Annotated in this window: 10 protein-coding genes and 1 pseudogene; 3 read left to right on the top strand and 8 right to left on the bottom strand. The window is 56.1% G+C overall.

What is annotated here, in order from left to right:
* Positions 1-153 precede the first annotated feature (153 nt).
* The gene (locus tag DBR02_RS09175; RefSeq protein ID WP_107534145.1) at positions 154-891 is read left to right on the top strand and encodes an IclR family transcriptional regulator; all 738 of its coding nucleotides are present in this window, start codon (positions 154-156) and stop codon (positions 889-891) included.
* Positions 892-926: 35 nt separating this feature from the next.
* Here the strand turns inward: DBR02_RS09175 and DBR02_RS09170 are convergent, their stop codons facing one another.
* Complete coding sequence (locus tag DBR02_RS09170; protein WP_107534143.1) at positions 927-2,261, bottom strand: MFS transporter; 1,335 nt, start codon at positions 2,259-2,261, stop codon at positions 927-929.
* A 328-nt stretch (positions 2,262-2,589) separates the two neighbouring features.
* Here DBR02_RS09170 and DBR02_RS09165 point away from each other — a divergent pair, with 328 nt between their 5' ends.
* Positions 2,590-3,615: a TerC/Alx family metal homeostasis membrane protein gene (locus DBR02_RS09165; protein WP_023298822.1), complete on the top strand. Its 1,026-nt coding sequence runs from the start codon at positions 2,590-2,592 to the stop codon at positions 3,613-3,615.
* 83 nt (positions 3,616-3,698) lie between these two features.
* Here the strand turns inward: DBR02_RS09165 and DBR02_RS09160 are convergent, their stop codons facing one another.
* The 3 genes from DBR02_RS09160 to DBR02_RS09150 form a co-directional block, all read right to left on the bottom strand.
* Positions 3,699-4,358 (bottom strand): HAD family hydrolase, encoded by a 660-nt coding sequence (locus tag DBR02_RS09160; protein ID WP_074177577.1) that lies wholly within the window; start codon positions 4,356-4,358, stop codon positions 3,699-3,701.
* Positions 4,359-4,464: 106 nt separating this feature from the next.
* Positions 4,465-5,259 (bottom strand): SDR family NAD(P)-dependent oxidoreductase, encoded by a 795-nt coding sequence (locus DBR02_RS09155; RefSeq protein WP_107534141.1) that lies wholly within the window; start codon positions 5,257-5,259, stop codon positions 4,465-4,467.
* 32 nt (positions 5,260-5,291) lie between these two features.
* Positions 5,292-6,173 carry a LysR family transcriptional regulator gene (locus DBR02_RS09150; protein WP_107534139.1) on the bottom strand — a complete coding sequence of 294 codons (882 nt, stop codon included), beginning with the start codon at positions 6,171-6,173 and terminating at the stop codon, positions 5,292-5,294.
* Positions 6,174-6,272: 99 nt separating this feature from the next.
* Here DBR02_RS09150 and DBR02_RS09145 point away from each other — a divergent pair, with 99 nt between their 5' ends.
* Complete coding sequence (locus DBR02_RS09145; RefSeq protein WP_063449998.1) at positions 6,273-6,779, top strand: phenolic acid decarboxylase; 507 nt, start codon at positions 6,273-6,275, stop codon at positions 6,777-6,779.
* Positions 6,780-6,839: 60 nt separating this feature from the next.
* Here DBR02_RS09145 and acpT read toward each other — a convergent pair whose 3' ends face one another.
* From acpT to DBR02_RS09130, 4 genes and pseudogenes are all read right to left on the bottom strand, one after another.
* A complete protein-coding gene (gene acpT / locus DBR02_RS09140; RefSeq protein WP_063865360.1) occupies positions 6,840-7,433 on the bottom strand; it encodes a 4'-phosphopantetheinyl transferase AcpT in 594 nt (197 codons plus the stop codon).
* 2 nt (positions 7,434-7,435) lie between these two features.
* Positions 7,436-7,567: pseudogene (locus DBR02_RS26970) on the bottom strand (beta-ketoacyl-ACP synthase); the annotation flags it as partial.
* Positions 7,568-8,617 (bottom strand): AI-2E family transporter, encoded by a 1,050-nt coding sequence (locus tag DBR02_RS09135; protein ID WP_063865361.1) that lies wholly within the window; start codon positions 8,615-8,617, stop codon positions 7,568-7,570.
* 135 nt (positions 8,618-8,752) lie between these two features.
* The gene (locus tag DBR02_RS09130; protein ID WP_063865362.1) at positions 8,753-9,310 is read right to left on the bottom strand and encodes a DcrB family lipoprotein; all 558 of its coding nucleotides are present in this window, start codon (positions 9,308-9,310) and stop codon (positions 8,753-8,755) included.
* Positions 9,311-9,335: the final 25 nt, after the last annotated feature.

Below are 9,335 nucleotides of genomic sequence, written 5' to 3'. Positions count from 1 at the left end.
TTTTACTGTGTACAATGCATGTGTACAATACAAAACAACTATAGCGGTGTAGCTTTTCCTTTAGCCAGATCTGCAACGGCGTTTGTGATGTAAACACGAAGTGACTCACAAAAATTGAGGTACACTCACTGCCGAGCAGAAAAGGAGATGATGATGGGTAATGAAGGCGTTGTGGCGGTCGAAAAAGCGCTGGCTTTACTGGATTGCTTCCGTCCCGGCGATGAGAGCCTGACGCTGACCGCGCTGGCGCAGCTATCGGGTTATCACAAAACCACGGTTTACCGGTTAATGAATTCGCTTGAACGAATGAACTATGTCGTCAGGCACGATGACGGCAATTACGCGCTTGGCCCACGTCTGCTTTACCTCGGTAAGCTTTATGAGCAATCTTTTCATCTTTCCCGGGTGGTGCAGCCTGAGCTTCAGGCGTTATCTCAGGCCTCTCAGGAGAGCGCTAGCTGGTATGTGTTAGAAGGCGGGCAACGTTTGTGCCTGTTCCGTGCGGAAGCCTCCCACGGGCTACGCCACAGTAATCTGCCGGGTACTCAGTTTCCGCTGGACGATTCTGCCATCAGTAAAGTGCTTCGCCACTGGGGCCTTAATGATGCGCTACCAGAGGGGGAGCCCGCTGTTCCGCTCTATACCGCAGGTGCCCGAGACCCGCATACCGCGGCGTTTGCGATGCCCGTCTTCGGCGTCAATGACAAGCTGATTGCGGCGCTGGCGCTGACCGGGCCCATCTCCAGACTGACTGAAGATCGCCGTGAACAGGGGATCAGCCAGCTGATGCACGCCACTGCCAGTCGCCTGTCGCAGAAAATGGGGGCGAGTAAGGCTTTCTGCCAGCAGTTTTATGGGGAAACGCAAGACGCTGCGGAAGAGAGCCTCTGAGCATAAAGCGGGACGGGCGTCCCGCTGTTTTATGTCTAATGAGTGACCTGTTTTTCATGCAGATGCGCATTGCGGGCCTGGCGTCCCATCACCAACACTGCGACACCCCCCGCGACGCACAGCGCAGCCAGAGGAAGCATGGCCAGCGTGTGGCTACCCGTCCGCTCGTTAATGATGCCGTAAGCGTTGACCATCACCGCGCCGCCGATAAGGTTAGCGATGGCGCCAATTGCGGCCAGCCCCGCAGCAGCCGACGTGCTGCTCATCCAGCCTGACGCCAGCGCCCAGAACGGCCCCTTCATTGAATACGCGCCTATCAGCATGATGCTCAAAATAATAAGGGTGGCAGAAAGAGAGACGCTGACAAATGCGGCAACTACGCCTGCGGCAATCATGAATAGCGTCAGCGCGGTATGCCAGCGGCGTTCATTGGTTCGGTCAGAACTCCGTCCCCAGACAATCATCAGTACGGATGCCAGGCCGTAAGGAATGGCGTTGAGCAGACCCGTCTCCAGATTATCAAGATGGAACGATTTCAGCAGCTGCGGTGACCAGACGCTGATGGTGGTGCCTGCTGAGGACGCGCCTGCGTAAATCAGCGCCAGCAGCCAGATTTGACGATGCCGGAGCAGCTGCCACGTTGTCTGGTGGCCGATATTTTTTTGCTGCTGACGCTCGCTTTCAAGCGTTGTTTCCAGCCATTTTTTCTGCTCCGCGTTAAGCCAGTTAGCCTGGTGCGGGCGATCGCGAAGAACAAACCAGGCGGCAATACCCAGCAGAACCGCGGGTAAGCCTTCAATGATAAACAGCAGATGCCAGCCGCGCAGACCTAACCAGCCGTCCAGTGAGAGAATCAACCCCGACAGCGGCGAGCCGATAAAATTGGCCAGCGGGATCGCGACCATAAAGGACGCGATAATTCGCGCACGGTAGCGGGCAGGGATCCACCAGGTCAAAAAGAGTACGACGCCGGGGAAAAAGCCCGCTTCAGCGGCTCCCAGCAGAAAACGCACGATATAAAGCGACGTGGTGTTTTGTACCAGTGCCATGCACATGGATACCACCCCCCAGCTGATCATAATGCGGGGGATCCACAGACGTGCGCCCACCTTCTGCATCGCCAGATTGCTTGGAACTTCAAACAGAAAATACGCCACGAAATAGAGACTGCTGGCGAAGCCAAACGCCGCTTTGCTGAGGCCGAGATCCTCATTCATCTGTAGCGAAGCCATGCCAATATTGCCGCGATCGATAATAGAGACCAGATAACTGACTATCAGAAACGGGAGAATGCGCCAGATCACCTTGCGCATAGTCTTTCGTTCTATGTCCTCAGTGGCGGCAACGCCATTACGAATATGTTCTGTCATGAGTTCCTCGCAGGGTCTGTTCTTGGTTTTATCAGGTACAACTCAGTTTTATTAAACAAAACCACTATAGCGTCGGCGCGTTCTTTTTATCCAGTTAATGGAAGGTTTAAATGATGTAAATAAGACGTGACTCACAGATAACGCGCTCTGCTAAATGCGCCTAAACGACAGATGCACCACCCTACGTTGTGAGGTAAAGTACACACCTTGCGCAGCCACAGAGCTGCGGTTTAGTGGGGTAGATGCGGATAACACGTTCCCCCATTCTCACTTCTGGTCTACGCCAGCCTGCATGGTGTTATGTTTTGTCTTCTTAAAAGGGTTGTCTATGTCTGCTGCTCATCTCGGTTTCCCGACGGAAACCGTTGTTGTCTTTGTGGTGATGGCCGTTGGGGCGATGTTTATCGACCTCTTCATGCACCGTCACGATAAACCTATCTCGCTGAAAAGCGCGGCTATGTGGTCCATCTTCTGGGTCATGATGGCCATGGCGTTTGCCGGCTTCTTATACGTGCACCACGGCGCAGAGATGGCGAGTCTGTTCCTTACCGGCTATGCGCTGGAAGAGGTGCTCTCCGTCGACAACCTGTTCGTGATGATGGCGATTTTCGCCTGGTTCGGCGTACCGGATAAGTATCGCCACCGCGTGCTTTACTGGGGCGTGCTGGGGGCGATTGTGTTCCGCGGGATTTTTGTGGCCATCGGCACCAGCCTCCTGAGCCTCGGGCCGTACGTTGAGGTCATTTTTGCGCTGGTCGTCGGCTGGACGGCGGTGATGATGCTGAAACGCAATGAAGAGAGCGATGAAGTCGAAGATTACTCTAACCACCTGGCGTACCGCCTGGTAAAACGCTTCTATCCGGTCTGGCCAAAAATCAGCAGCCACGCGTTTATCCTGACCCAGAAAGAGGTGGATGCCGAGCTGGAGAAGCCTGAAAACAAGGATGTGATGGTAGGCCGCGTGAAGAAGGCGAAGCGCTACGCGACGCCGCTGCTGCTCTGCGTGGCGGTGGTAGAGCTGTCCGACGTGATGTTCGCGTTCGACTCCGTTCCCGCCATCATTGCCGTCAGCCGCGAGCCGCTGATTATCTACAGCGCAATGATGTTCGCGATCCTCGGCCTGCGTACCCTCTACTTCGTGCTGGAGGCGCTGAAGCAGTATCTGGTGCATCTGGAGAAAGCGGTCGTGCTGCTGCTGTTCTTCGTGGCGTTCAAGCTGGGGCTTAATGCGACCGACCACTTCTGGCATCACGGTTATAACATCGGTGCCACGGCAAGCCTGTTTGTGGTGCTGGGGGTACTGGCGCTGGGGATTATTGCGAGCGTGATGTTCCCGGGAAAACGTGAGGCCTGATGTACCGCCCGGTGGCGCTTCGCTTACCGGGCCTACGATTGGGTTGTAGGCCGGGTAAGGCGCAGCCGCCACCCGGCAAAAGGCTACCTTATTGGTGAATTTCGGCGCTTGCTCGGATGATGGAAATGGCGCCAGTGCGGATCCTGCGCCGCCGCCAGCAGCTCGTGGTCGCCACGGGTGTCGCCCCAGGCGCGCAGGTGATATGCGTTCAAATCCCCATACACCTTCTCCAGCCTCGCCACCTTCTGCGCACAACGGCAGTTATGGCCGGTGATCCGCCCGGTCAGCTTGCCGTCCTTCACTTCCAGCTGCGTGCCAATCAGCTTAATGCCGAGCTTATCGGCCCACGGCTGCAATACCAGCGCCGGGGAGGCGGAGCAAATCGTCACTTCCGCACCAGAATTGACTTCGTTGGCGACGGCCATGACCCCTTCCGGGCGCATCAGCTTGCTCCAGTATTTTTCACAGAAGGCTTCCGCCTGCTGACGTAACCAGTGTTCATCCACGCCCGTCAGGAAGGTTTTGATCAGCACCTCTTTCAGTTCATCACGCGTCAGCTTGCGGCGCACGCAGTGCAGCGTAGGCAGGGCCATGCGCACCAGTCGGCCAGCAAAGTAGCGCTTGCCAAAGGCAAAGCGCAGGAAAGGAATAAAGCTGTCGTGGTGCGTCAACGTACCATCAAAGTCAAAGACAGAGAGCACGCTGGACTTTGCCACGGCTTCGTCGGCAATCATATTGGTCATAAATACGTCTTAGCTGAAATACACATTCTGTTCACTAGTTTACCTGCTTTACCTTCGCAGTCCTTCTATCCGATCTCATTTTTTCTCGAACCTGTGGCCTGACGGGTCAAACGATGTCATCCACTACGCCACCGTCAACGCGCAGCGCCGCGCCGGAAGTCGCGGAGGCCTGCATCGAACAAACGTAAACGACCATGTTGGCCACTTCTTCCACCGTGGCGGCGCGCTGAATCACCGAGCTGGGGCGATTCTCCATCACGAACGCTTTCGCCAGCTGCTCCAGCGATTTGCCGGTTCTCTCGATCTCGTCTTTCATCATCGCGGCAAAGCCGTCCGACATCGTCGGGCCCGGCAGCACGCTGTTCACCGTGACGCCGCTGCCCGCCACAAACTTCGCCAGACCGCGCGCCAGCGAAAGCTGGGCTGTTTTCGTTACGCCATAGTGGATCATATCCGCCGGAATATTGCAGGCCGATTCTGACGAGATAAACACCACCCGACCCCAGCCTTTTTGCACCATGCCAGGCAGCAGGGCGCGGGAGAGGCGCACGCCGGACATCACGTTGGTTTGCCAGTAGCGTTCCCAGGTCTCGTCGTCGGTGGAATAAAAATCCTGCTGACCATAAATCCCGGCGTTATTCACCAGAATATCGACGTGCGTGGCAATCCTGAGCAGTTCGTCAACGCCCTCCTGCGAGCTCATATCGGCGATGGCGGCACGGACCTGCACGCCAGGCACCACCTGCTGTAAGGCCTGAATGCCTTTGTTCACCGAGTCGATGCTGCGCCCGTTCACGATCACTTCCGCACCGCTCTCCGCCAGCCCGCGGGCGATGGCAAACCCTATACCGCCGGTGGACGCGGTCACCAGCGCCACTTTTCCCGTTAAGTCGATTTTCATCGTTCGCTCCTTGTCGTCTTCTGGTTCAAAACTTAAAGCGTAGCAGGTGACGATGACGGATCCTGCTTAAAAAGGCGCAACAACGTCTCAACCTGCTCGTCCAGCGGGCTGAGGGAGCGTTTGACGATGAGGTGCAGCGGCGTAGCGCGACGTACGCCGTGGCTGAGCGGCAGGGTTTTGAGGATGCCTTGCTGGAGCGGGGCCTGAATACGTTCTTCCGGTAGCCAGCCGTATCCAACCTGATACATCACCGCTTCGATCGCGGCATCAATGGTTGAGAAGGTCCACGACTCCCCGGCGGGGCGAACGGTGGGCTGGCTGTCTGCGATCTGAATGCGCGGCCACGGGCGTAACGTCTCGTCATTAAGCGGTGTATCCAGCGCGAACAGCGGGTGCGCGTGATGCGCAACGGCAACAAAATCGATATTCATCAGCCATTCGCCCAGCCCGGTGACGTCCTGGCGGCGGGTTAAGACCATCACGTCGGCTTCATCATTGAGCGCGTCCGCGCGGCTGTTTTCCAGCACCTCGGTGAGCCGCACCTGCGTTTGCGGATACCGCTGCTGAAACTGCCGCAAAATAGCGAACAGCCGGCTGCGCGGAAAAATACTGTCTACCATCAAATCAATACGGGTTCGCATCCCGCTGCGCAGGGTCGCAGCGCGGGTTTCAACATAGGCGAAGGCTTTCAGCAGCGGCTTCACCTGATTCAGCAACAGCTCACCCGCCGGGGTCAGCACGGCCCGCCTGCCTTCCGTCATTAAGAGTGCCACGCCAAGCCGTTCCTGCAACAGCGACAGGTTATAGCTAACCGATGACTGGCTGCGGTGCGTCTCTTCTGCTGCTCTGGCAAAGCTGCCAGCCTCGACTACTCTCTCCAGCAGGGCCCATTGTTCTAGCGTCGTCTTATGCATGATCAATCTAAATTTTGGATGAATTTGATTCAAACATAGCGTTATTCATTCATTTTTTGAAGGGGTACGATAGTTTCATCAAAACAAAGGAGACATCTTATGAACACCTTCGACAAACATGACTTAAGCGGCTTCGTCGGCAAACATCTGGTTTATACCTACGATAACGGCTGGAACTACGAAATTTACGTCAAAAACGAGAACACGCTCGACTACCGTATTCACAGCGGTCTGGTGGGTAATCGTTGGGTGAAAGATCAGCAGGCGTACATCGTCCGCGTCGGGGAGAGCATCTATAAAATTTCCTGGACCGAGCCAACCGGTACCGACGTTAGCCTGATTGTGAACCTGGGCGACAGCCTGTTCCACGGCACCATTTTCTTCCCGCGCTGGGTCATGAACAATCCGGAAAAAACCGTCTGCTTCCAGAACGATCACATTCCGCTGATGAACAGCTACCGTGATGCCGGACCGGCCTATCCGACTGAAGTAATTGATGAATTTGCCACCATCACCTTCGTTCGCGATTGTGGTGCTAACGATGACACCGTGATTGCATGTGCGGCCAGCGAGCTGCCAGCAAACTTCCCTGAAAATTTGAAATAAGCTTCGCAACGCGTTAAATGCACATCGGCCATTTCGGAATTAACCGGAATGGCCGTTTTTTTATGCCGCAGAGGTACCGCAATAAGCGATTGATTCTGCCGTCAGGGTGAAGGGCGTAGGGGTACAGACCGCCAGGCTCAGCGAGCCGAAGCGTAGCTGGCTGACCGGAAGCGACTGGGCGGTGCTGTCAATGCTGACAATCTGCCACGCGCTGCCGCCACGCTGCTTGACGATGGCCTCTTTGCGCGTCCAGATGCGCCAGAAGGCGGAAAGTTGCTCTTCCGGCGCTTCTCGTTCCAGCTCGGCATGTTCGGTAAGGCTGAAGACGGCATTCGCCAGCGCCTGCCAGTTCGAACGCGGCCGAATCGCTTCAATATCGCAGCCAACTTCACCTTCATCGCTCAGCAGCAGGGCAATGTCGTCCCCGCAGTGGCTCAGGTTAAACCACAGCGGATGACCGTTAGCGAAGGCCGGTTTCCCCTGCTCGCCGTAGATTATCTCGGGAAGCGGAGAAGGGGATAAGGTTCTGGCGAGCAGCGTCCGGCCTGCAAGCCAGGAAGCGTGTCGCGCACCCTGAGGTGCCATGTCTGCGAGCGTTGACGCCAGCGGGTCCGCGCTAAGGGTGGAGATCTTTCCCAGTACAAACTGGTACATAGTTACGCCCAGCGTTTAATGATTATCGAGGTATTGATGCCGCCAAAGGCAAAGTTATTGCTCTGTATAAATTCGCAATCAATCGGGCGGGCTTCCCCCATAATATAATCTAAAGCGCCACATTGCTCACCCGGTTATCCCGGCAAACGGCTTTTTGGCCGACCCGGCCCCAGCAGAATGGCGAGTTTACTGCCTCCTTTGGTGGTTTCCATCCAGATTTTACAGACGCTGGTGAGCGGTACGGAGAGCAACATGCCCACCGGTCCCAGGAGCCATCCCCAGATCAGTAATGATAAAAACACCACCATCGTCGACATGCCCAGGCGGTGGCCCATCATGCGCGGTTCGAGAATATTGCCCAGTACCATATGCACGACAAGGAACAGCGCCCCCACCAGCATGCACTCATAAAAACCGTTAAACAGGAACGCCTGGATCATCGGCGGGACGGCAGAAAGCACCGCGCCGATATTGGGCACGTAGTTCAGTAAAAACGCCAGCACGCCCCACATCAGCGCGAACTGCACGTCCAGCAGTACCAGCCCCAGCCAGACAATCACGCCGGTCCACAGGCTAAGCAGGGTTTTCAGCGCCAGATATTTGGACACGCCCTTCAGCGCGCGGTGCAAGCCGGCAATGTGGATCTGCGGATTGTTCAGGGCAAAACGCAGCTTATACGGCACGTGGCGCACTTCGAACAGCATAAACACCACCGTCATCACCAGCAGCAGAATGCTGGCCATCGCCCCGGAAAGCCCGGTCATTAACGTGGTGGCGTAGGTCATGACCTTCTCGGAATCCATCCGGCGCAGCATTCGCTCCGGTGAAATATGCAGATTAACGAACGGCATCATTCGCTGGAGATCGACCAGCTTGCGCGTCAGCTCTTTATTGTACTGCGGCAGCATAGTGGAAAATTCACTCAGCGAGGCGGCGAGCACGCCGAACAGCGCCGTCAGCACAATCAGCATTACGATAACCACAATGGTGATGGCGACCGGGCGGCTGATGCCCCGGCGTAAAAACCATGTCACCAGCGGGTTGAGGACGATGGCGAAAAACAGCGCCAGCAGAAGCTGAACAATGATATCCGCTGCCGCGTGGATACCCGCAAGGATAACCACCAGGCAGGCGAGTTTGAGTAAAATATGAAGTCCGGCTTTATCGGGCGGGCTGGCAGTCATAAGAATTCCTTTTTCCGGGGGGCTCGTTAATTGTAGTGCGCCGGAAGTGCTTCGTCTGGAGCGTTAGTCTGAAAGTCGTGCCAAAAAAATGGCCCCCGGCGCAAGCGACGGAGGCCACGGTATCCCGGTGAACGATTACTGGATCACGAGAGTGTTAATGATGTTTTCAGCGGCGCTCTGCGCTTTCTGCTGATTGTCTGCCGGCAGGGTGATCTGCATGGTCAGCAGTTTGTTATCCACCTTGCCGAGCACCACGGAGGAGTACGCGGTCTGGCCTTTGGCGGAGATGATGCTGTCCAGCTGTTGCAGCGTGTGGCCTTTCAGTTCAATCGACTTATTGGTGACCACCTGAAGCTGCGGGTCGCGGCTGCGCTGCTGGTCTTCCAGACGTTTGGCCAGCACGCCCAGATCTTCGCTGGTATCGTCACCGACAATCACAATGACCGCTTTTTGGCCGGTGGCATCGGAATAGACGTGCATGTTGTTCGCCTGGGTGCCCAGCTTACCGCTCTGATCGGTCATATCCGCAGGCAGAGAGAAACTGAGTTTGCCATCCATCAGGCTCACCGGCTGACCGGTGGCGTTGCTTTCTGCTGACGCGCCCTGAGCAGGCGTTTTGGTGTCGCTGTTATCACAGGCTGCAAGGCCAACAACCAGCAGGCCAATCCCGACATATTTAACCAGATTGCGCATTGACTTCTTCCTTTCGATAAACGGC

Origin of the sequence: Enterobacter cloacae complex sp. (genome assembly GCF_900322725.1) — a bacterium.
Taxonomy (GTDB): domain Bacteria; phylum Pseudomonadota; class Gammaproteobacteria; order Enterobacterales; family Enterobacteriaceae; genus Enterobacter; species Enterobacter quasihormaechei.
Note: the sequence above shows the minus strand (reverse complement) of the source record. Positions and strands in the feature narration are given on the sequence as shown.

Bases quoted from the DNA above. Each gene is read 5' to 3' on its own strand.
- DBR02_RS09175 (WP_107534145.1), top strand. From the start codon at position 154: ATGGGTAATGAAGGCGTTGTGGCGGTCGAAAAAGCGCTGGCTTTACTG.
- DBR02_RS09170 (WP_107534143.1), bottom strand. From the start codon at position 2,261: ATGACAGAACATATTCGTAATGGCGTTGCCGCCACTGAGGACATAGAA.
- DBR02_RS09165 (WP_023298822.1), top strand. From the start codon at position 2,590: ATGTCTGCTGCTCATCTCGGTTTCCCGACGGAAACCGTTGTTGTCTTT.
- DBR02_RS09160 (WP_074177577.1), bottom strand. From the start codon at position 4,358: ATGACCAATATGATTGCCGACGAAGCCGTGGCAAAGTCCAGCGTGCTC.
- DBR02_RS09155 (WP_107534141.1), bottom strand. From the start codon at position 5,259: ATGAAAATCGACTTAACGGGAAAAGTGGCGCTGGTGACCGCGTCCACC.
- DBR02_RS09150 (WP_107534139.1), bottom strand. From the start codon at position 6,173: ATGCATAAGACGACGCTAGAACAATGGGCCCTGCTGGAGAGAGTAGTC.
- DBR02_RS09145 (WP_063449998.1), top strand. From the start codon at position 6,273: ATGAACACCTTCGACAAACATGACTTAAGCGGCTTCGTCGGCAAACAT.
- acpT (WP_063865360.1), bottom strand. From the start codon at position 7,433: ATGTACCAGTTTGTACTGGGAAAGATCTCCACCCTTAGCGCGGACCCG.
- DBR02_RS09135 (WP_063865361.1), bottom strand. From the start codon at position 8,617: ATGACTGCCAGCCCGCCCGATAAAGCCGGACTTCATATTTTACTCAAA.
- DBR02_RS09130 (WP_063865362.1), bottom strand. From the start codon at position 9,310: ATGCGCAATCTGGTTAAATATGTCGGGATTGGCCTGCTGGTTGTTGGC.